21 protein-coding genes are annotated in these 21,878 nt (G+C 46.9%); 14 read left to right on the top strand and 7 right to left on the bottom strand.

Annotation, left to right across the window (positions count from 1 at the left end; all coding sequences use genetic code 11):
* Positions 1–32 precede the first annotated feature (32 nt).
* Positions 33–755 carry an FCD domain-containing protein gene (locus tag FXV75_RS00210; protein WP_187424819.1) on the top strand — a complete coding sequence of 241 codons (723 nt, stop codon included), beginning with the start codon at positions 33–35 and terminating at the stop codon, positions 753–755.
* Positions 756–762: 7 nt separating this feature from the next.
* On the opposite strand, the gene FXV75_RS00205 is transcribed toward FXV75_RS00210, so the two are convergent.
* A complete protein-coding gene (locus FXV75_RS00205; RefSeq protein ID WP_148830527.1) occupies positions 763–1,701 on the bottom strand; it encodes a LysR family transcriptional regulator in 939 nt (312 codons plus the stop codon).
* 783 nt (positions 1,702–2,484) lie between these two features.
* Here FXV75_RS00205 and FXV75_RS00200 point away from each other — a divergent pair.
* From FXV75_RS00200 to FXV75_RS00190, 3 genes are all read left to right on the top strand, one after another.
* Entirely contained in the window at positions 2,485–3,510 is a 1,026-nt protein-coding gene (locus tag FXV75_RS00200) for a TRAP transporter substrate-binding protein (protein ID WP_222863064.1), read from the top strand.
* Positions 3,511–3,587: 77 nt separating this feature from the next.
* Entirely contained in the window at positions 3,588–4,142 is a 555-nt protein-coding gene (locus FXV75_RS00195) for a TRAP transporter small permease subunit (RefSeq protein WP_148830525.1), read from the top strand.
* On the top strand, positions 4,139–5,458 hold the full coding sequence (locus FXV75_RS00190; RefSeq protein WP_222863063.1) for a TRAP transporter large permease subunit: 1,320 nt from the start codon (positions 4,139–4,141) through the stop codon (positions 5,456–5,458). Before FXV75_RS00195 ends, FXV75_RS00190 begins: the two co-directional genes overlap by 4 nt.
* Positions 5,459–5,585: 127 nt before the next feature.
* On the opposite strand, the gene lhgO is transcribed toward FXV75_RS00190, so the two are convergent.
* Both lhgO and glaH read right to left on the bottom strand, forming a co-directional pair.
* Entirely contained in the window at positions 5,586–6,791 is a 1,206-nt protein-coding gene (gene lhgO / locus FXV75_RS00185) for an L-2-hydroxyglutarate oxidase (RefSeq protein ID WP_187424818.1), read from the bottom strand.
* A gap of 171 nt (positions 6,792–6,962) precedes the next feature.
* A complete protein-coding gene (gene glaH, locus FXV75_RS00180) occupies positions 6,963–7,916 on the bottom strand; it encodes a glutarate dioxygenase GlaH (RefSeq protein ID WP_148830521.1) in 954 nt (317 codons plus the stop codon).
* 252 nt (positions 7,917–8,168) lie between these two features.
* On the opposite strand from glaH, the gene csiR reads away from it, so the two are divergent.
* Both csiR and FXV75_RS00170 read left to right on the top strand, forming a co-directional pair.
* Positions 8,169–8,873 (top strand): DNA-binding transcriptional regulator CsiR, encoded by a 705-nt coding sequence (gene csiR / locus FXV75_RS00175; protein ID WP_262368418.1) that lies wholly within the window; start codon positions 8,169–8,171, stop codon positions 8,871–8,873.
* A gap of 67 nt (positions 8,874–8,940) precedes the next feature.
* The gene (locus FXV75_RS00170) at positions 8,941–9,441 is read left to right on the top strand and encodes a GNAT family N-acetyltransferase (RefSeq protein WP_148830519.1); all 501 of its coding nucleotides are present in this window, start codon (positions 8,941–8,943) and stop codon (positions 9,439–9,441) included.
* Here FXV75_RS00170 and FXV75_RS00165 read toward each other — a convergent pair.
* Positions 9,438–9,935 (bottom strand): beta-ketoacyl synthase N-terminal-like domain-containing protein, encoded by a 498-nt coding sequence (locus tag FXV75_RS00165; RefSeq protein ID WP_262368417.1) that lies wholly within the window; start codon positions 9,933–9,935, stop codon positions 9,438–9,440. The two genes, FXV75_RS00170 and FXV75_RS00165, sit on opposite strands and share 4 nt — an antisense overlap.
* Before the next feature lie 139 nt (positions 9,936–10,074).
* Between FXV75_RS00165 and FXV75_RS00160 the strand changes: the two genes are divergently transcribed.
* A complete protein-coding gene (locus FXV75_RS00160; RefSeq protein WP_148830517.1) occupies positions 10,075–10,683 on the top strand; it encodes a TetR/AcrR family transcriptional regulator in 609 nt (202 codons plus the stop codon).
* Positions 10,684–10,809: 126 nt separating this feature from the next.
* On the opposite strand, the gene cysQ is transcribed toward FXV75_RS00160, so the two are convergent.
* On the bottom strand, positions 10,810–11,658 hold the full coding sequence (gene cysQ / locus FXV75_RS00155) for a 3'(2'),5'-bisphosphate nucleotidase CysQ (protein ID WP_148830515.1): 849 nt from the start codon (positions 11,656–11,658) through the stop codon (positions 10,810–10,812).
* Positions 11,659–11,702: 44 nt separating this feature from the next.
* Between cysQ and FXV75_RS00150 the strand changes: the two genes are divergently transcribed.
* Positions 11,703–12,122, top strand: coding sequence for an RNA-binding S4 domain-containing protein (locus FXV75_RS00150; protein ID WP_148830514.1), 420 nt, complete (start codon positions 11,703–11,705; stop codon positions 12,120–12,122).
* Positions 12,123–12,211: 89 nt separating this feature from the next.
* Here the strand turns inward: FXV75_RS00150 and dprA are convergent, their stop codons facing one another.
* Entirely contained in the window at positions 12,212–13,540 is a 1,329-nt protein-coding gene (gene dprA, locus FXV75_RS00145) for a DNA-processing protein DprA (protein ID WP_148830512.1), read from the bottom strand.
* 274 nt (positions 13,541–13,814) lie between these two features.
* Between dprA and def the strand changes: the two genes are divergently transcribed.
* The 6 genes from def to gmhB all read left to right on the top strand — a co-directional run bounded on the left by def (position 13,815) and on the right by gmhB (position 20,577).
* Entirely contained in the window at positions 13,815–14,330 is a 516-nt protein-coding gene (gene def / locus FXV75_RS00140) for a peptide deformylase (protein WP_148830510.1), read from the top strand.
* An 85-nt stretch (positions 14,331–14,415) separates the two neighbouring features.
* Entirely contained in the window at positions 14,416–15,429 is a 1,014-nt protein-coding gene (gene fmt / locus FXV75_RS00135) for a methionyl-tRNA formyltransferase (protein ID WP_148830508.1), read from the top strand.
* The gene (gene rsmB, locus FXV75_RS00130; RefSeq protein ID WP_262368416.1) at positions 15,426–16,817 is read left to right on the top strand and encodes a 16S rRNA (cytosine(967)-C(5))-methyltransferase RsmB; all 1,392 of its coding nucleotides are present in this window, start codon (positions 15,426–15,428) and stop codon (positions 16,815–16,817) included. Before fmt ends, rsmB begins: the two co-directional genes overlap by 4 nt.
* 263 nt (positions 16,818–17,080) lie before the next feature.
* Positions 17,081–18,454, top strand: a complete 1,374-nt coding sequence (trkA, locus tag FXV75_RS00125; protein ID WP_148830506.1) for a Trk system potassium transporter TrkA — start codon at positions 17,081–17,083, stop codon at positions 18,452–18,454.
* A gap of 106 nt (positions 18,455–18,560) precedes the next feature.
* Complete coding sequence (locus tag FXV75_RS00120) at positions 18,561–20,009, top strand: TrkH family potassium uptake protein (protein ID WP_148830504.1); 1,449 nt, start codon at positions 18,561–18,563, stop codon at positions 20,007–20,009.
* 10 nt (positions 20,010–20,019) lie between these two features.
* Positions 20,020–20,577: a D-glycero-beta-D-manno-heptose 1,7-bisphosphate 7-phosphatase gene (gmhB, locus tag FXV75_RS00115; RefSeq protein ID WP_148830502.1), complete on the top strand. Its 558-nt coding sequence runs from the start codon at positions 20,020–20,022 to the stop codon at positions 20,575–20,577.
* 60 nt (positions 20,578–20,637) lie between these two features.
* Here the strand turns inward: gmhB and FXV75_RS00110 are convergent, their stop codons facing one another.
* On the bottom strand, positions 20,638–21,771 hold the full coding sequence (locus FXV75_RS00110) for an MFS transporter (RefSeq protein WP_148830501.1): 1,134 nt from the start codon (positions 21,769–21,771) through the stop codon (positions 20,638–20,640).
* Between the last annotated feature and the right edge of the window lie 107 nt (positions 21,772–21,878).

Genomic DNA, 21,878 nt, shown 5'->3' with positions numbered 1-21,878 from the left:
TTATTGGCTACAAAGTAACTAAGAATCTCCCCATGGCAGAACGACTCTACAGAGAAATTGGCGAAAGCATTAAACAAGAAATTGCAAAGTCGGAAATAAAAGTCGGCGATAAACTGCCAACTGAGCGCGTGTACGCTGAGTTATTTGGCGTCAGCAGAACCTTGGTCAGAGAGGCTTTTATTATGTTGGAAATAGAAGAGCTGATCGAAGTTCGAAAAGGGTCTGGCAGTTATTTAAAAAATAACCTTTCGTTGAAATCGACTCATAAAGTATCAGATGTTGGGCCGTTTGAGTTATTGCAGGCAAGACAAGAAATAGAGAGTTCAATTGCGGCGTGTGCGGCATCCGTTATCACCAAGCAGGATCTGCAAAAGCTGCAAGATATTCTCGATATCGAAGGGGCGGAATTAGAAACCGTCGAAAAAGCCAACAATGCCGACAGAGACTTTCATTTGTCTATAGCGCAAGCGACTCAAAACACAGTACTACTGGATACCGCGACGCGTTTATGGGACATGCGAGACGGTAACCCCATGTGGAAAAAGCTCCACGCACGGATCCAAGACACGTCTTACCATGACCAATGGTTAGACGACCATAAAAAGGTATTGGTTCAGCTGCGAAAACGAAATGTTGAAGGAGCAAGGCAGGCCATGTGGCAGCATTTAGAGAACGTTAAACAAACGCTGTTTAAATTGTCGGACACCGATGCGCCAGATTTTGACGGTTACCTCTTCGCCCAACCACTACATTAATGAATGCCTAATAAGGCGCGACGACAAGGTCTTTGATGGTGTTGTGCAGCACGTCTAAAAACAATTCACGTGGTTTATTCGGTTGTGCGGTTTTTTTCGTTGCGACTGCGACACCTAAATTATAGTGCCTTTTTCTAGCAGCGATCGCGATAATCTGACCTGATTTTATATAAGGCTCGGCGTACCGTTCGGGTAAAAAACCAATGTATTGACCCGATAAGATCAGCGCTAGGCGGCTATCATAAAAGTAACTGACGCTTGACAGCATCATGTGTGAGATTTGTTCGCTGGCTTGCTCATGGTATTTCAGTCCGGCGTGCGACGCAGGGTAGGAATCGACGTTGTCTTCTTGTTGCTGAACCGACATGGTTGCCAGAGGGTGGTCTTTGGTGGCATAGATAAAACAGCGATCATTGTACAGGTGAACGTAATCTAGGCCGTCTAATTTGCGATGGTAGGGAATGAAACCCACATCCGCTTCGTCGTTTAACACCATCCGCTCAATGTTGGTCATCGACGCTACATTCGTGGTGATAAAAACTTCTGGCGCCACATTGCTGAAGTGTTTGATGAGCTCTGGAAAATGACTGCGAGGATCCAAACTGACTTTGTCCGACAACGCAATGCGAAGTTTGCCGGTTAAGCTGACATTTAAGTTGTTTACAGTGGTTCGAAACGCATCTAACGACTCGAGTAAATTCTCGGTCATCTTATAAATAATCGCGCCTTCTTCCGTTAACGAAAACCCACCGCGGCCCCGCTTACAAAGCACCAAGTTCAAACGTGATTCAAGATTAGAGATGTGTAGGCTAATCGTTGACCTGCCAATGTTCAACGAGGTTTCTGCCGCCGAAAATCCCCCGCAATCGACCACGGTTTTAAAGACTTTTAACTGTTTAATTTCGTAGTCACCCACTTGACCCAGTGAGTAGTTTTGTACGCTCATTACTTATACCTCTGTGTATCGACCTGTATTTTATTATTATAAGCCTACGCCACGCTCATTCATTCGCGCACTGTACGATGATTCTATAATACGATGAGTACAAGAGGTAATGTCACGAAAGACCGACTTAGTTTAGTTCGTTCGTTGCCTAACTTTAGGTTGGTTAATCGCCGTTTTCTCTCTCGAGTGGCTCGATTATGATGCATCCGGTCAGCACAAAGGCGGCGTTAACCGCTCATTATGTCGTATGAGGGGAAACACCTGCTCAATTGACGTGACTAAGTTGGCGCTTGCCGCTGATGATTCACCTTTGATTTATCATTCCGGCACACTTTTAAACCTACTCTACCTGTCATGAGGTGAGTAGGTTTTTTTTATGTCAGCACGGATACATCGTCACATTATACAAAAAGAGTCCGTAAGTATGACAGGGAACGCGTCATTTCAGTGCGCAAAAATAAAGCGACTAAACATCGACACGCTTTCTTCAACAATGCAAAAAAAGTGCATATTTTCAATACGATAGCCGCACTCTCACCCCATAAATAATCACACCTTTTACTGTGTAAAGAGCACCATTTTGGTGAGCGATACTTTTTTTTGCACCGATTTTTTTCATAGTGGACTGATTTATAAAGGCTTTTACGGTTAAGTATTGTTTGGTAGCTACAAAACTTTAGATAGATTTTGCGCGCTTTAACACCCTTACCCTTTTTGAAAGTATCCATTGCGAAATATAAACACAAGCACAAAAACACAATTCAACTATTTTGAGGTGACGCAATGATTAAGATGCTCCAAACAGCGAAAAAGCAACTCATGACCGGCTCTCTAGCCGTCGCACTTGGGCTAGGCGCAATGGCATCGACTGCTCACGCTGCGGACCATAACTGGCGTTTTGCAAATTTGTACAGCCGCGGCACAGCGTACGGTGAAGTATACCAAAACCTTGCGAATAACATTGAGATCATGTCCAACGGGCGAATCAAGGTACAAATGCTGTATGCAGGCGAAGGCATTGGCCAAACTGGCATCTTAGGGTCGGTTAAAACCGGTCTGATTGCGATGGGCGCTCCTTTCCAATCTATGCACGCTGGCGAATTGCCTGCAGGCGTTGTTGAAATAGGCCTGCCAGGTGGCACTGATGACGTAGGTGAACTGTCTACTTTATTCCATGAAAAAGGCTGGGCACCCATTCTGAAAGAAGCTTATGGTGCTCAAGGTCTCGTGTGGCTTGACCCCTATATACAGCCCCCTGTGTATGTGATCACTAAAAAACCGATCAATTCTGTTGAAGATTTTAAAGGCTTAAAAATTCGTGCTCCTGGTGCCTATGGCAAGTTCCTACGCAACCTAGGCGCCTCTCCAGTATCTCTTTCTTGGTCTGAAATTTACACCAGCTTATCCACTGGCGTGATCGATGGCTCTATCGGTTCTAACATAATCGATCACCGCGATGGTAACCACGTTGAAGTGGCAAAATACATGTACCCATTACCTCTAGCAGGCGCACAAGTGTTGCCCGTTGTTGTAAATCGTAACGCATGGAACAAGCTGTCTCCTGATCTACAAGCGATTGTAAAAGGCGCCACGGCCATTCACGCTCAAGAGCAGATGACCAAATCTATTTTGTGGGAATCACAAGCCATCGCAGATATGGAAGCAAAAGGCCTTCAATGGTCCGCAGAGCCAAGTGCCGCTGACAAAGCCGCATGGAAAGAAGCAGGGCTGGGTCTTTTAGATGAATACGCCGCCGCTGACAAATACAGCAAGCAGTTGGTTGACGTGCTTCGAAAAGAACAGAAGTAATCCATCAGAGTTCATCAAAGCGGCTTTCATTTCGAAAGCCGTTTTGTTTTTTGACCCACCTTTAACAGGTAAAAATCATGATAATAACTGCGATTAGGCGCTATTGTCTTGGAATCCACGCGCTGGTGGCTTTCATTGGGCATTCTGTTTCCTATCTTATGCCCGTATTAGCGTGTGTGGTGGCTTTTGAAGTGTTCTCTCGTTATGCCTTAGGTGAACCAACAATATGGGCCTACGACGTCTCTTTGTTCATCTTTGGTTATATTGCGGCATTAGGTGGCGCTTATGCTCAACAGCAACGTGCTCACATCAATGTGGATATTCTTTACAACAAAGTCTCAGCTCGGACGAAAAGCATATTTAACCTATTTTCATTCGCTCTCGCCATGTTCTTCATGATCATCATCTGCAAAATGAGCATAGGTAAGTTTGAAGAAGCCCTCGAGTTTAACTATCGGCGCCAGAGTGAATGGGCCCCTCACATGCATCATTACTGGCTCATGATGGCCATTGCTAGCGTACTGCTTATTTTGCAACTTTCCAGCGATTGGATTGATTCCTTACACCAAGTCATTACTGGTAAGCCTTTATTGCCAGAAGCACCGACAGAACAAGAGGAAAGTGCGCCATGATAGGCATTGAATTATTAACAGGCATTTTGTTTGTCTGCATCATTGTGGCGTTTGCATTGGGCGCTCCAGTAGGCTTGGCGCTGGGCGGTATTGCCATGGGCATTGGCTATTTAACGTGGGGCGACGCCTTATTTAATGTGATTCCGACCACGCTGGAATCCACGCATTTTAGTTTTATTTTACTCGCGATTCCTTTGTACATTTATATGGGACAGTTGCTAACCCGTTCAGGTATTGGTGATGCCATGTTTAACGCCAGTCAGATGCTCATTGGCCGCGTACGAGGCTCTTTGGCCATCAGCGTGATTATGGTGTGTTCTATGATTGGCGCCATGGTGGGCATTATCGGCGCGGGTATCATGACATCAGGCAGCATTGCTCTTCGCCCTATGTTAGAGCGTGGTTACGATAAACGCTTGGCGTTGGGGGTGATTATGGCCGGCGGCGGCTTAGGCATTTTAATTCCCCCGAGCATTCCAATGATCATGTTTGCCTCTTCGACACAAAACTCGGTCGGACGCATGTTTATCGGTGCCTTGATTCCTGCGCTGATCACCATTGTATTGCTGATTACCTATGTGGTGATTTCTTGCAAACTCAACCCTAAACGCGCGCCGCTTGACCCTGTGCCCGACGTGCTGCCAACCACCAAAGAAAAGCTCTTAACGGCACGCGATGGTTTATTGTCTCTGTTATTAATCATTGCCGTGCTTGGCAGCATTATCATGGGCATCGCTACGCCTACCGAGTCAGGTGCTATCGGGGTCGTTGGTGCGATTGTATTGGCCATCATGTTTAAACGCTTTAAGCCGCGCATGGTACAAAAAGCGGGCATGCAAGCGGCGCTCTTAGTCAGCGTGGCCATGTGGATCATTGTCGGTGCGTCTGTGTTCAGTAACTTCCATTTATTAATGGGCGTGCAAAATATGGTCGCCGGATTTACCCAAGACCTGGGTTTGCCGCCGATTGTCGTTATCATGTTGTTTCAGCTCATCATGTTGTTACTGGGCTTCATTATCGATGAATTTATCATTGTGTTGATGTGTGCTCCCATTTTTACCCCCATTGCGGTGTCACTGGGTTATGACCCTATTTGGTTTGGTATTTTAATGATTTTAAACATTGAGATCGCCGTACAAACGCCACCCTATGGGTTTGCTTTATTCTATCTAAAGGGCATCGCACCACCTGGTATCACCATGTTGGATATTTACAAATCGATTTTGCCCTTTGTTCTGCTCAAATTACTGGTGCTGATTGTGGTAATGATGTTCCCAGAATTGGTCACATGGCTGCCAAACCTGCTCATGGATTAGAGGTGTCAAATCGACGATCTGACGCATAACCCAGCGCTATTAAAAGCAATAAGAGCCTCAGTGGAGGCTCTTATTCTTAGTGAAAAAAGGTCACAAAATAAAAATTAATCGCTTTATTGATAACAGATTAGTTCAGCATGACTTCCACTTTGTCGCAGATATACTCGCCGATCGGAATGGCGGACGTGGCGGCCGGCGAGGGCGCATTGCACACATGCAGGCTGCGAGGACTGCTAGCAAAAAGAAAGTCGTGTACCAGTGAGCCGTCTTTCATAACAGCTTGTGCGCGAATGCCAGCGGGGTAAGGCTGTAGGTCTGAGGCGGTCAGCTGTGGGCAATATTTCTGCACCATCTTGAGGTAACCTGGCTTCCACCAAGAGTTTTTCGTTTCGACCAGCCCAGTGCGCCAGTTGTTTTTTAACACGCGCCAAAAGCCGGCAAAACGCACCATGTCCGCGATATCTTTAATCGAGATATTAATCCGTCCATAGCCTTCGCGCTTCCAACCCTGTACTGCGTTAGGCCCGACGGTTACAGTGCCGTCAATCATGCGCGTGAGATGCACCCCCAAAAACGGTAAGTCGGGGTCGGGAATAGGGTAAATAAGGTGGTTCACAATGTTGTTGTATTTTTCAGGCAGTTGGTAATATTCGCCACGAAACGGGATGATTTGAAAGTCGGTCGGGATGCCTAACATCTTGGTGGTTCGGTCGGCCATTAGACCAGAACAGGTGATGAGAAAACGCCCCTGAAAGGTCTTTTCAACACCGTGGTGTTTAGCGACCACCGTCACGTCTTGCTCGCTTTCCATCAAGCCCGTCACTTCGTGATTCAATAAAGCCGTGCCACCTAATTCAACAAATTCTTCGGCCATATGCGTGGTCACTTGCTGGTAATTTACAATGGCCGTGTCTTTGACAAAAAAACCGCCCAAGCCAACAATGTTCGGCTCACGCTGCTTAAGTTGCTGAGCGTCGAGCATTTCTACCTCTAAGCCATTTTCTTTGCAACGCTCAAATAGAGCTTTCATACGGTCGACTTCCAACTCAGTCGTTGCGACTAACAGCTTGCCGCACTGCTCATAGGGAATATTTTTACGATCACAAAATACCATGGTCGCAGACACACCGGCTTTGCAAAAGCGCGCCTTCATACTGCCCGGCGCATAGTAAACGCCGGCGTGAATCACGCCGCTGTTGTGACCGGTTTGATGCTTGGAATACACGGATTCTTTTTCGAGCAATAAGACGGTTTTGTCTGGATGACGCTGCATCAGTTGCCATGCGGTGGACACACCCACAATGCCGCCGCCAATTATTATAAAATCGTACATTATTTTGCTCTCAGATTACGGATGGTTTCTTCATTATATTGATACAAAAACAGCGACGAAGTCATTACTTAGTCGCTGTTTTTCTCTTATCTCGTCACTTTATGTTCACGTCTATGTTCATGTCTACAGTTGTGTTTATGCCTCGTGGTCACACTATTAGTCCGTAAAGTATTAGTCCGTAAAGTGCCCACGTTGGCGAAGCAACTCTCGACACAAACCAGGATGAGACACAAATTTATCACGACCATGCAACCAAACGTGATTGTGTATTACCAGCATGGAACCCACAGGCATCGGCACCGACAAATAGTTAGGGTCCGCTTCTAACGACTCACCCATGTCAAACAGATATTTTCCTTGAGCCTTGTTGCTTGGTTCCGCAAATTGATCAATGTACAACATCATAGGGTTGCCGTCGGCGTCTTCTTCAAAAAACACCGGGTGTTCCACTTTGATGTCGACATTTTTAGATTTTGGCGCGCCCCATACAATGTTTTCCTTAGCCAATGGATGCTGGATAAAAGTATCTCGATCCGCCCAATCATCCACATGCAAGAGCAACGAATTCCCGCCTTGCATGTTTTCTTCTTTGAGCTTTTGCATCAGGACATAATCCGTGCGCTCATTGACGTAGGTGCCATCATTATGCAATTCCATACGACGATGCGCCTTGCGTAAGTAGCTGTCGGAGTCATCTACATTGCGTACGGTGAAGCGCGCGTAATATTGCCCATACATGGCATCGTGATTAGACAAACCAATAATATGCGAGATCGCGGTAGACAGTTTCACCTCAAATTCGGTACGGGCTTCGCCGTCTTCAACACCTGGATCGCCTTGATAATTCAACAAAAATGCCCCTGTAGCACGGTCTCTAACGATGTCATTTAGACATTTCCCCAAGGTATAACCCGTTATCTTGTCTAACCGATCCGCGACTTCAAAACGCAAAAAGGGCTTGTATTCGATACCTTGGACAGACCAGTCTGCGACAGATTGGGCAAACGCAGCGACCGTCGCTTCGTCAAGGGTGACCATTTGCAAACGTTGACTGGCGGGGAAATCCACCACCGTAAAACCCGTTAACGTGTGAGGAAGGGGGTGCTTTTTCGCGAAGGTGCTCATGGTGTTGCTCCCGTTGTTTTTATTTTATTAAGTCAAAAACATCTTTATTAAATAAAAATGTCTACATTTTATAGTAATGTAATTGATTCAGATTAAACGTCAAGCGTTTTTATCTGAACTGACTTAACTATTTTTGTGTCTTCACATAAAATGCCAATGACAAAATGCCAACCACGGTTAACCACGCTTGACCGAGAACTGAGCCGATAACCCAGGGCGCAGAGACATCCGCCACATGAGTGCACAATCACAATGATGAACATACGCGATACAGTTGACCTCGACAGCAAAGACAACTCAGCCGCCCAGGTTTTAGGGGCGCTGACATACGATATTTTGACGGGCTATTTTAAACCGGGCGAAAAGCTACTGATGACGCGATTAAAAGCGCGCTACAACGTGGGGGTTGGACCGCTAAGAGAGGCCTTGTCGCAACTGCTGGTAAAACAATTGGTCATTGTTGAAAATCAACGCGGTTTTCGCGTACACCCCATTTCTAAAGCAGAACTGATCGATATTTATGAAACCCGCGCTGAAATTGAAGCCTTATGTGTCGGTTTTGCCATCGAGCGTGGGGATGACGAATGGGAGGCTAATATTGTGGCCTGTGCGCACAAAATGAAGCTCCATGCCGCTTTACTCGAAAAAGAACCCCATCGTTGGGAGCAGTATCATCACGACTTTCACTCAGCCATCGCAGAAGGGTGTCGATCACCGGCACTGTTACAAGTAAGAGACGCCCTATACGAAAAAGCCTCTCGCTATCGCAATTTATGGCTGAAAAAAAACATGGTGGATTTGTCTGTATTTGATGCGAACAAAAAAGAACACGACGCATTGGTCGACGCTTTATTAAGCCGAGACGTGACAACCGCGACCCAATTGATTCGTAAACACATCTTGAGCCCCAGTGTGATTCTGCAAGCCACCGCGGTCATTGAAAACCCCTTTGACTAGCCGCGTAGCGTGACATTCACTCAGCTCAACATCGGCACTTTATGACTCAGAAAAGGAAACAAATCGCATGGGTATCATTCGCACTCAACACCCAGCTTGCGTAATACGACACGCGACCAGCAAAGACGCGGCACAGGTTGTGCACTTTATGCAAGAACTTGGGCGCTTTCAAAAGATGGTCGACAGCATCATTGTCACACCTGAACGCATGGAGCGTTTGCTCGAGAACGGATCAGGAGAGGCGGTTTTTGTCGCCTATAATGGTGTAGATATTGGCTTTGCGTACTTTTATGTCAAAAGCTCAGCCTTCACCGGACGTTCTGGAGTGTACCTTGACGCTCTATTCATCGATGATTCTGTAAGGGGTCAGGGTATTGGCCACATCGTGATGCAGTTTTTAGCAAAATACACCTTGTCCAAAGGCGGTGAATTTTTAGAATGGGGTTGCTTGGATTGGAACACACCTGCCATTGAGTTCTATCAACAGCAGGGCGCTTATTGCATTGATAATATGCGGATTTATCGCTTGTCGCCCGATGAGCTCACGCGCCACGCTGCTTTATTTTAACGGTAAATCGGGCCTTGTTTTAACAAATAATAGGGCAATACCGCTTCAATATTAACGCGGCGTTTACTGAAGGGTGATAAACGGCGCGCGCCTTGATTGGTTAATACCGATTGCGCATGGGTGATGGTGGGTAATCCGCCAATTCCTGTTGCGATGATGGTTGCCGTCGCTTCTTTATCCGCTTCGCTGGTGGGTTGCCATTTGGCCTGCGCCAATGCTTCGTCCGCCGCAGCGAGGGCAAAAAGTGTAAACAGATCTACACGCTTACGATCTTTTGGTGACAGATAATTCGATTCATTCAAACCATTGTCCTGCTCCGTGTGGCTTGGCACTTGTCCAGCAATGTGTGTGTTTAATCCTTCCGATAGCGTAGTGGGCAAGGTTCGAATGCCAGATTCGCCGCGAATCAATCGATCCCACACTGACGATACTCCCAACCCTAATGGCGACACGATCCCCATTCCTGTAATAACGATTCTGTCTTTAAGCGACATGAGAAACCCCTCTTTATATTCAGCACAAAGAAAGTCCTCATGCTAGAGAGAGTCTTTATATGATCAAGATAATATTCAGATCCTCTGCTACGATGCACACATAGGTTTTCATTTAGTCAGAGAGTAGGAGGTCAGATAAATGCCTTACACACCTCAACATAAAGAACAAACACGCCAACGGATTTTACACGCCGCCGCGAAGTTATTTTGCTCACAGGGTTTTGACCGTGTCACGCTCACGCAGATCATGAAAAAAGCCAACATGACTCACGGTGCGTTTTACGCGCATTTTTCGGCGAAAAGCAGTGTGTACGAAGCCGCAATGGCGTTCGCTTCATCACATGCTTTTTGGGCTCGAGACGACAAACAAACTGAAAGTAAAGAAATTCACATCAAAGCACTCGTTGCGCGCTATTTACGTTGGAGCAAAAATGACAAGGAGCACCCTTCGCCTTTGGAGTTTTTGGTCACAGATGCGGCCCATAAAGAGGAGAAAGTCCGTCAAGCCTACCAAGCCTGCTTTGATAGCTTAGTCGAAAGGCTTGCGGCGATATTACAAAAACGCGGCAGTCAAAACGCTTATGCGTTAGCAGAAGAGACCGTGGTGTCTTTAGTCGGCACGGTGGCTATGGCACGGTCTTTTACTCAACCATTACAAAAGGACTTTATCAAACGGGCACAGAAACGCATTGTCGGTCGACTCAATGTGAATCATGAAAAAACGTTAGAGCCAGTGTATGTAATGTGATGTAACAATCTAGTTGATGTAACAATCTAGTTGACATCCTCCCCGCCTTAAAGACAGGGCTTAACGCGCTATCTGGTAAAAGGGGACTCTTAAACCGTGCTGGTATATGGCCTTCATGATCTGAATTTATTCCTCTTCGTCTTGCTCCAAATACCAATTCATCACATACGGCGCGAGCTCAGCACCGCACACAAAAAAGTGCCCGTTTAACAGCGTTTCTCTTTGATTGTAACGAAAAGGTTTGCCCTGTGGTGTCACGAGCATGCCGCCAGCGGCCTCAATAATAGCTTGTTGCGCAGCGGTATCCCACTCGCTGGTCGGCCCACGGCGTAGGTGCAGATCGGCGATGCCTTCGGCAATTCGACAACCTTTAATTGAACTGCCCTTGGGCAATTCACGTACCTGTTCATAGGCGTTTTTTAGGGTGTTTTTTAAGTCTACGGGCAACGCGGGACCGTGGCTACGGCTGGTCATGGCGATTATTGGCTCACGCGGCTCACGCACATTGATGCTTTCGTACTCGTCACCCTTCCATTTTATTGCTCCAATGGGCAAATCTTGCCACGCCGATGTCACACCAAAGTAGCCTTCTGTTGTGGTGGGTAAATACACCATGCCAAGAATAGGGGCGCCGTTTGCTACTAGGGCGATATTGATGCTGAATTCGCCATTGCGTTTAATAAATTCTTTGGTGCCATCGAGTGGATCAACAATCCACAACATGGACCATTGTGAGCGTTCTTCGAACGTCACCACACCTTCTTCCGATAAGACGGGAATATCGGGTGTAAGTGTTTGCAAACCTGCTAAAATCACGTTGTGAGCAGCAAGGTCCGCCGCCGTCACAGGGCTATCATCGTTTTTTTGTTCAATGCCTAGGTCAGCACGTTGATAAATGTCCATGATCACATCGGCGGCATCGTGTATTATTTTTTGTAACGCTTGAAAAATAGGGTGTTTATTAACGTCCTGCATAACAGCCTCGACTATGACAACAAAATAGGGTCAACGCATTCTTTATGAGTAAACCAGAAAAGCAGTCGGCACCACAAGCCGTTCGTTTAGATAAGTGGCTTTGGGCCGCACGATTTTACAAAACACGTTCACTTTGCAAAGACGCCATTGATGGCGGCAAGGTGTCTTATAACGGCAGCAAAGGCAAAGCCAGCCGGAATGTAGAAATTGGCGCCTTAATCGGCATTCGCCTAGGCTGGGATGAAAAGGAGGTTAAAATCCTCGACATCAGTGGTCAGCGCCGTGGGGCACCCGAAGCACAAATGCTTTACGAAGAAACGCCTGAGTCGGTTTCGAAACGTGAAAAACGCGCCCTCGAAAACAAGTCTTTTGGCGGTCGAATTATGTCGGATCATAAACCCAACAAAAAAGAACGCCGCGATATTAAACAGCTTAAAAAAGACATGTTTAGCGGCACTGAATAAGACGGATCACGGGAACAATTACGACTAAAAAAGCCATTATGAGAAAGTCGGTCGTGCCACTTTTAGCAGAGGTTATTCGCTATTAACCGCTAACAGCGGCTGTAAAGACCTTCTCGATTTTCAATACAACCATACAATTCGAGCTCCATTAATACCTGCATCATGGTGCCGGCCTGCCAACGTGTGTGGCGAATCAAGGCGTCAAAATCCAGCGCTTGCGCCTCTTTTTCCAACACGGCAACCATCGCTTTTGCGTTGTCCGTTGCCTCCGATGGCAACGAATGACGCGACGCTGTGAGCGGAACAAACGTCGATCCTAGAATAGGTGGTGATATAGGTGAATGCTGACTCACGCGTTGATCACTTTTTGAAGCGCTGTCACGGCTAGCCGACGCACGGGTCTGGGTCAATTGTGAATACTGCTCTAACACATCTTCCACGTGACGAACCAACACCGCCCCTTGGCGCAACAACTGATGGCAACCCGCAGACTGTGCATCGGTTAATCGACCCGGTAACGCAAACACATCTCGATTTTGCTGCACGGCGTAACTCGCACTGATTAAAGAACCGCTTTTTATCGATGCCTCTGCCACCAACACCCCCATACTTAAGCCACTAATAATACGATTACGCGGAGGAAACAGATGAGGGCGAGGGCTGGTTGACAGTGGATACTCACTAATCAGTGCGCCTTGTTCCAAAATCCGGTCAAACAAAGCACGATTCTGAGCGGGGTATCGATGCAATAACCCTGTGCCCATGACGGCAAGGGTCGGTGTGATTTTGCTGTGTAACGCTCCCTGATGAGCCGCGGTATCAATGCCTATGGCGCCGCCGCTTACCACGCAAACCCCACGGGACGATAGTTGTTCAGCCAAATGAAAGGTGGTTTCACGGCCATAAGCCGTGCATTTTCGAGCACCAACGATGCCGATTTTTGGAGCGGCCAACGCCTTAGGATGCCCTTCAACATATAAGAACGCAGGCGCAACGTTGATCTCTTTTAAGGCCGCTGGGTAATCGTCGTCTTCTTGCAACATAAGAAAGTGACGATCTTGCGCTAACCAAGTGAGCGTGTTGTCTCGCTTTGTCGCTTGCTCCTTTGTGAGGGTTCCCTTGGTTAAATACGCCATCGCCTGTCGCGCTGTGACGTCAGGCCACTTGAGAGCTTTCAGCAGTTCAAAAGAAATACTGTCTGAAGACGACAGGACAGGAGGCACTATTAGGGATTGAGAGCCATCACGCTCAGGTGCGTCAAACAAGGACAAGGTGTCCATAGGCCCCACTTCTGAGCCATGCTCAAGTTGCATTAAGTAGGTATAAAGTCTGGAAAGACGTGACGGGCCAATGTCCGATAAAAAGCTCAAACATAACCAATCCGTTTTTGTTAAACCGCCAGAGTAAGGGATATTCATAAAATCTGCTTCCTTGCGCATCACAACATCGACGGCTATTTGTTATGCATCGGTGTTTAAGGGTCCACGGGTAAAAATCCACTAAAAAATGTTCTGAGCTTTCCTTGCCCACGATTAGACACTCTATTCAAGCATATTGCCCAAAAAACCGCCATGAGAAGACTGCTCAATAGTCCGAGTTGCGTTACAATAAAGTCTATGAAAGGAGCGGAAGAAATTGTCTTCGCTTAAAAGCTCTTTGTTAAGAATTACAGACACTTTGTTGGAAAAGACCATGGCTGTTTTAACCGTACTTGAATACCCAGATAAACGCTTACGCACAGTTGCTAAGCCCATTACCGAATTTACAACCGCGCTGCAAACCCAAATTGACGACATGCTAGACACCATGTATGACGAAAATGGGTTGGGTTTAGCGGCCACTCAAGTCGATTATCATCATCGCTTGGTGGTCATGGACTTTTCTGAGGAACGCAACGAACCGTTGGTGTTTATCAACCCAACGTTCGACATTCTTAATGATGAACCAAACGAATGTCAGGAAGGTTGCCTGTCTGTTCCTGGATTTTACGAGCATATTTACAGGGCGGCTAAAGTAAAAGTCCACGCATTGGATCGTCACGGCAAAGCCTTTTCTTTGGAAGTCGATGAACTGATGGCTGTGTGTGTGCAACACGAAATTGACCACCTTGATGGCAAGCTTATGGTGGATTATTTATCGCCTCTCAAACGCAATCGCATTAAAAGCAAGCTCGAAAAAGCCCACAAGCTCGCGCTCAAGCAAGGATAACGCCCAACACGGCTTGGCAAAAAACGATCATTAGTCATCTGTTATAAAATCAGGCTTTGGCCTGATTTTTTGTTAAGGAACCTTTATGTCGACACTTACACACTCACAGACCACCACAAGCAAACCGTTGCGCATCGTTTTCGCAGGTACGCCAGATTTTGCGGCAGCCAGCCTAAAAGCGTTACTTGATTCAAAAGCGGCGAACCACTACGAACTTGTCGGTGTTTATACTCAGCCAGATAGACCGGCCGGTCGAGGACAAAAATTGGTGCAAAGCCCTGTTAAACAATTAGCGCTTGCCCATCATATTGCGGTTTACCAACCGGTGAATTTCAAATTAGACGAAGACAAAGCGCAACTTGCTGCGCTCGATGCCGACTTAATGATTGTTGCGGCGTACGGCATTATTTTACCCAAAGCCGTTTTAGACACACCCACACTAGGCTGCATTAACGTGCATGCCTCGTTATTGCCCCGTTGGCGTGGTGCGGCGCCGATCCATCGAGCCCTGATCGCAGGCGATAGCGAAACCGGCATCACCATTATGCAGATGGAGATCGGCTTAGACACAGGCGACATGCTCCTCAAAGCCCATTGCGACATCACGCCAACAGATACCTCTGCGTCTTTACACGATCGTTTAGCCACATTAGGCGGCACGGCGTTGATCGATTCCCTTGAGCAATTAACAGCAGGCTCTCTTGTCCCCGAAAAACAAGATGACAGCCTGACCTGCTACGCGACGAAGCTGACCAAGCAAGAAGCCAACCTAGACTGGAGCATGTCCGCTGAATTAATCGAACGACACATTCGCGGTTTGTCTCCTTGGCCCGTCGCTTTCACTCACAGTCTCGCTGGCGTGATGAAAATACATGCCGCCAGCGTTGCCAGTGTTAGCGACGAAGCGTCGATACCTGGGGACATTATTGTTGTCAGTAAAGAGGGAATTATCGTAGCGACAGGTCAGGGTTCGATCCTTGTCACCGATGTCCAGTTCGCCGGCGGTAAGCGCATGTCGATTCAAGACGCCCTAAATGGCAAACACAAAGCCGCCTTAACTATTGGCCAGCGCCTCGGCCTGACAGAGCACACCCTATGAGTGACAACAAAATGAACGACAATATGAACGACAACAGCGCAAAACATAACAACTCGGTCTCTTTACAATACAGCGCTCGTCATGTCGCGATCGAGGTCATTACCAATATCTTGCTCCAACAAGGCTCGCTCAGCACACAACTGGCGCGCTATCAGAATGAAGTCGCCAGTGAACATCTTCCGATGCTAAAAGAGCTGTGCTTTGGTGTATGCCGCCAATACCCAAAACTCAACAGCATCGCGTTGCATTTATTGGCACATCCATTCGAAGAAAAAGACACCGATTTGTACGCGGCATTGCTTCTCGGTTTATACCAACTGACCTACATGAATACGCCAGATCACGCGGCTGTACATGAAACCGTTGAGGCTTGTCGACTGCTGAAAAAAGACTGGGCGACCAAACTGATGAACGCTGTATTACGTCGCTATCAGCGCGAAGTCGATGAGATCGAAGTGGCACTTGGGTCAATGCCGTCGGTTGAATATAACCAACCGAAATGGCTATTAAAGCGTTTTAATAAACATTGGCCCGAGCAATTAGAGCGTATTGTCGATGCCAGCAACATGCACCCGCCCATGTGCCTTCGCGTAAACCAGAGCCAAGTTTCACGTGAAACATATCAGATACTGCTAAAAGAACAGGGTATAGATTCCACCGCTGGGACATTTTCTCCGTCGTCTCTGTACCTTGAAAAAGCCGTTCGTGTCACAGAGTTGCCTCATTTTGGTATGGGCTATGTGAGCGTACAAGATGAGGCGGCTCAACTTTCCGCCCATATTTTAGCACCAAAAGCGGGTGATAAAATTCTGGATGCGTGCGCGGCACCAGGAGGTAAAACAGGTCATCTACTGGAGGTTGCTGATGGCATTCGCCTTACGGCCGTAGAGCTTGAACCTTGGCGAATGGAAAAAATCGAGTCCAATCTTGATCGGCTAGGCTACAGCAATGACGCAACATTACTTTGCGCGGATGCAAGCGACCTTGATGCTTGGTGGGACGGCGAACACTTCGACAAAATTTTATTGGACGTTCCCTGTACGGCTACCGGCGTTATTCGCCGCAATCCGGACATTAAGATCAATCGTAAACCCGCCGACATTGACGACCTAGTCGTCGTCCAACAAGCCATTTTAGACTCCGTTTGGACAACGTTAAAACCAGGCGGTTTTATGTTGTATGTGACTTGCTCACTGATGCCCGAAGAAAATGAGCAACAAATACAACGCTTTTTAGCCAGACAAAACGACGCTCAAGAAATACTTCTCAACACATTGGCGCCTGAGCTTGCCATTGAGTGGGGGACACCTGTCAGCCATGGACGACAATTGTTTCCTACTTTAGAAAGTCACGATGGTTTTTATTATTGCTTATTGCAAAAAAATTAAAACTTACCGTAAAAAAGAATTTTTACTCACTAATCCCCACTGTGAAAAGTAGCCCAATTATCTTGAATTCACAAAAAGAGTGTTCCACATGAAACACTCTTTTATTGATCACACGCTGATCAAAAAAATTATGAGTATTTAGCAAGTTGAAGTTAAATAATCCCAGTTATATAGGTAAACTTGCGTTAATAAAAACGAACGCTTCGAACAAATAAACGAAGCTGTTTATTGAGTCATTTGACTCTAGGGCAAAAAGGGAAACTATGAAAATCATCATTATAGGGGCAGGCCAAGTTGGCGCGACGCTGGCAGAAAACCTAGCCAGTGAAGATAACGATATTACCATCATCGATACTGACCTCGTTCGCCTTAGAGAGCTGCAAGACCGACTCGACATTCAAACCGTCGAAGGCAATGGCGCCCACCCGGACGTATTAAAACAAGCCGGCTGCAATGATGCCGATATGTTAATTGCCGTAAGCAACCAAGACGAAACCAATATGGTGGCCTGTCAGGTAGCGCATACACTCTTTAAAACGCCCACTAAAATTGGCCGTGTCCGTTCCAGCGCTTATGCACATTACCCCGAGCTGTTTAATGATCAGGCGCTGCCTATGGACGTTCGTATCAGTCCAGAAAAAGAAGTCACTAAACATCTCAGTCGTCTGATTCGTTATCCAGGCGCACTGCAAGTCATGGAATTTGCTGACGGCAAAGTTCAGCTTGTGGTCGTGAAGGCAGAGAAGGGCGGACCGTTAATCGATCAGCCAATTAGCTTTTTAAAAGAGCACATGCCATCCATTCAAACTCGCATCGCGGCCATTTATCGCAACGGTAAATCCATTTCTCCGGATGGCAATACACATATTCATGCCAACGATGAAGTGTTTTTTCTTACCGCACAACGGGACGTATTAGACGTGATGAGTGAACTGCGGCCGCTAGATACACCTTACCGTCGTATTATTATTGCTGGCGGTGGCAACATAGGCGAACGTTTGGCCCAGAGTTTAGAAAAAGAATACCGCGTCAAAATTATTGAGCGCGATTTAGAGCGCTGCCGTTATTTATCGGAAAGCCTAGACAACACCATTGTGCTACACGGCGATGCTTCTAAACAGGAGCTGTTACTGGAAGAAAACATTGAATCGACCGACGTATTTTGTGCACTGACCAATAACGACGAAGCCAATATCATGTCGTCCATGTTGGCCAAAGTACTGGGGGTTCGTACCGTTATGACAATCATCAATAACCCAGCCTACGTCGACATTGTTCAAGAAGGCATGATCGACATCGCCATTTCGCCTCAACAAACTACCATCAGTTCACTGCTGAGTTATATTCGTCGCGGTGATGTGGTGAATGTACACTCCATGCGCAAAGGCGCGGCGGAAGCATTAGAAGCGGTGGCTCATGGTGATCAGCGCTCTTCCAAAGTGGTCGGTCGCAGCATTGCCAACTTGAACTTGCCCGAAGGTGCCACTATAGGGGCCATTGTTCGAGAAGAAGATATGATCATCGCCACCAGCGAACTGGTGATTCAGGCCGAAGATCACGTCATTATTTTCGTGACCAACAAAAAACAAATTCCGGCGGTCGAACAACTCTTCCAAGTTGGTTTAACGTTCTTTTGATTTTTACTTTCTTTTAATCGTGTCACGACAGATTCTGTTGCACACTGGCTAACATACAAAACGACTATGACAGCCGGTTTTATCGGAATACGTTCTGGGAAACAATATGCATTTTAGGGTTATCTTACGTGTCATTGGGTTATTGGTCATGGTGTTCAGCATCTCGCTGATTCCTCCCATTGTGGTTTCTTTAATCTATTCCGACGGCGCGTTGAATGCGTTCCTATATGGTTTAGCGGTTAACTTAATCGGCGGCTTTTTACTGTGGCTGCCCGTACGAAAAGAACGCGGTGAATTGAAAATACGCGACGGATTTTTAGTCACAGTGCTGTTCTGGACGGTGTTGGGCTTATTCGGTTCCGTGCCGTTTTTCTTGGCTGAAACACCCGACTTAACCTTTACCGATGCTTTATTTGAATCTATTTCTGGGTTGACCACCACGGGGGCGACGATTCTAATTGGCATCGATGACCTCCCTCAATCGATTTTGTTTTACCGTCAAATGTTACAGTGGCTAGGCGGCATGGGGATTATCGTGTTGGCCGTGGCCATTATGCCTATGCTGGGCATCGGCGGAATGCAGCTGTATCGCGCCGAAACACCCGGCCCCGTTAAAGACACCAAGCTCACGCCACGTATCGCCGAAACAGCCAAGGCTCTTTGGTATATTTATGCCACCTTAACCATTGTCTGCGCACTGGGTTATTGGTTAGCCGGTATGTCTTTATTCGATGCTATTTGCCACAGTTTTTCTACCGTAGCGATTGGCGGTTTCTCTACTCATGATGCCAGTATTGGTTACTTTGACAGTGTTGCGATTGAGCTTATTTGTACCTTTTTCATGATCATTGCGGCGTTTAACTTTGCGCTGCATTTTTTCGCTTGGCGCCACAAAAGCGTCTGGCATTACTTAAAAGACCCTGAAGCTCGCTTTTTCTTGATGGTCCTGTTCAGCACGGTTATGTTGTCCACCTTGGTGCTGGCGATGACAGCCACTTATGACTGGGATACTTCGCTGCGCTATGCGATATTTGAAACGGTTTCTATTGCTACCACGGCAGGTTTCGGGACTTCTGGCTTTTCAAGTTGGCCGCATTTTTTACCCTTCTTATTGATTGTTACTTCTTTTATGGGGGGCTGTGCCAGTTCAACTGGCGGTGGCATGAAGGTGATTCGTATTCTGTTAATACTCAAACAAGGTATGCGAGAAATAGAACGCTTAATTCACCCTAACGCTGTGATTCCAGTTAAAGTCGGTGGTAAAGCCATTCAGGAACGAGTGGTGTCGGCGGTATGGGGATTTTTCTCGGCGTATTTATTAGTTTATGTCATCTTGATGATTGGTTTGATGGCGACCGGACTCGACCAAGTCACTGCATGGTCCGCCGTGGCGGCGACGCTGAATAACTTGGGGCCAGGGCTCGGTGACGTAGCCGACAGCTTTACCAGCATCAGCGATCCCGCGAAATGGATGCTGTGTTTTTCTATGTTGTTGGGACGTTTAGAGGTCTTCACTTTATTAGTTTTATTCACACCTATGTTCTGGCAACGATAAGGCACTATTTATGGCACAAATCAAACCTATTATTCTGTTAGATCGAGACGGTGTGATTAATCATGACTCCGATGCTTATGTTAAATCCGTCGAGGAATGGCAACCGATCGCTGGCAGCATTCACGCTATTGCGGCCTTATCCAAAGCCGGTTTTCAGGTGTTTGTTGTGACCAACCAATCAGGCATTGCTCGCGGCTATTATGACGAAGCAACCTTGCAAGCTATGCACGATAAAATGACGGCTTTGGTCGAAGAGAAGGGCGGCAAGATCAATGGCATTCAATATTGCCCCCATGGACCAGACAACGACTGCAACTGCCGTAAACCCAAAAGCGGCATGATTGAAGCCATAGAAGCAGAGCTTAGGGTGTCGTTTGAGAACACTCCAGCGATCCTGGTGGGTGACTCACTCAGAGACCTCCAAGCTGGTCAAGCGCGCGGCTGTTCACCTGTGTTGGTATTAACCGGCAAAGGCCGTGACACCCAGTATAAAAAGATTGATTTCCCTTTTAGTGTTTACACCGACCTTGCCGCATTTACCGTAGCGACGCTGCAGCAATATAGCTAGCCAATTAATCGCCTAGCCAACTAAAACACCTAGTTCGATAAACAAGGCGTTAGTGGATACTTACTCACGCCCTTTGGTCATTTTCGCTAACCGGTGCCAACTGACGCACATGAGCAACATCATCGTCAGCAGCAAATAAGGAAACGCCGCCACACTGAACAGCTCAATAATCGGCCCTGTCAATGACGGCGCGACCAAGGCACCACCACCGCAACAGACAAATATGTAACCCGTGCGCTTTCCATTTAGGGTCATAATACTATTCGCGTAAGAAAACAACACAGGAAAAAATGCCGAACAGCCCAGCCCCAGCCATAACGCAATCAACACCAAAGATGCCTGTGAAAAAATCATCATTAAACAGGCCGATAACCCAATCAAAAGTAAGCTATAAATACCTTGTCGAGGTGTGATCCAACGCAGTAAAAACACAGAAAACAAACGGCCTAACGACAAACTTACAAAAAACCAAGTCACCAAAATCGCGGCAAAACTTTGATCATTTCCAACCAAAACAGCGTACGTACTGATCCAGCCCGCAATGGTTAATTCAAAACCTACATATAAAAAGATCAGTACAAGAAACGCCAAAAAAGTCGCTTTTTGCTTTGTCGCCGGCACCGTTTCCACTTTTCTTACTTCGAATATCGGACTCGGGAGTCGCCATAACAACAAGGGCAAACAGGCTGCATACAAGGCCACCAGCCAAAAACCGACGCTATACCCTTGACCCGTCCAGGTCGCGAAAATCAAAATCAAAGGCGCTAACATGGAACCCGCGCTGTGGCATAAATGCAAAATAGTGACATACGAGCCGACTTTTTCTTTGTGCAACCACAGCATCATCATATTGCCGCCTACATTGGTTGAGACTTCCGCCGCACCTAGCAGGAAAAACAACCCCACCAACATCACCAAGCTACTGGAGAAGGGCACCAGAATCAGACCAGTAATCAGGCACAGCAGCATCGCAATAAGATAATGATGCCCCGGCCAACGATCGAACATACGCCCTGCCAGCAAAGCCCCCAGAATATTACCCATGGCGCGGGCACTAAAAACAATGGAAATCTCAGCGACAGAGGCGTCAATCAAGTCAGCCAGATATATCAAACTCGGGCCCAGTAAACCCGCCACCGCACCAATCGCGATAAACATGGCGCAATACAAGCTTGTGCGCGTTAATTCCGTCATAGGGACATCCATTTATTTCGTCATATTAAGCAGAGTTGAAAGGGCGAAAACGATTAATTTTGGATTTAATCACGCAAACTGATTAATTCATAGCCATAACAAAAAAA

Origin of the sequence: Marinomonas sp. IMCC 4694 (genome assembly GCF_008122525.1) — a bacterium.
Taxonomy (GTDB): Bacteria; Pseudomonadota; Gammaproteobacteria; order Pseudomonadales; family Marinomonadaceae; genus Marinomonas.
This window is presented reverse-complemented; position numbering and strand designations above follow the sequence as displayed.